This is a genomic window from Lentzea albidocapillata, assembly GCF_000719115.1.
In the GTDB taxonomy this organism is placed as follows: domain Bacteria; phylum Actinomycetota; class Actinomycetes; order Mycobacteriales; family Pseudonocardiaceae; genus Lentzea; species Lentzea albidocapillata.
Genome location: NZ_JOEA01000091.1, coordinates 1 through 318, shown reverse-complemented (window position 1 = coordinate 318; position 318 = coordinate 1). Strand labels below are relative to the sequence as shown.

The window sequence follows — 318 nt, the reverse complement described above, 5'->3', positions numbered from 1 at the left end:
GCGATCCCGGAGTTTTCTTTTAGTCGGATTGGGTTGCCTTCGGTCCGGCCGGCGGGTTCGAGGAGGGTGCTGATGCGGCGTACCCGGATGTCGTCGGCGACCCGGGGCACGTCGTCGGGGACAGGGCTGAGGGTGCCCCAGGCGGCGGCGTATTCCAGGTTGGCGCTCGATGCTGGCCAGGAGCGGGACTGGATGGCGCGGGTGATGGTGAAGCCGGCGGCGACCATCGCGTCCAAGCCGACCTCGCGCGTGTCGCCCTGGGCGACCGTGTTCGTGGCGACCAGTCCGACGGTGCCCTTCCTCTGCAGGAGTGAGGTC

At 69.2% G+C, this 318-nt stretch carries 1 protein-coding gene; it reads right to left on the bottom strand.

What is annotated here, in order from left to right:
• Positions 1 to 318 (bottom strand): hypothetical protein (locus IG04_RS47555; protein WP_169746045.1); only part of this gene is annotated, 318 nt, incomplete at both ends.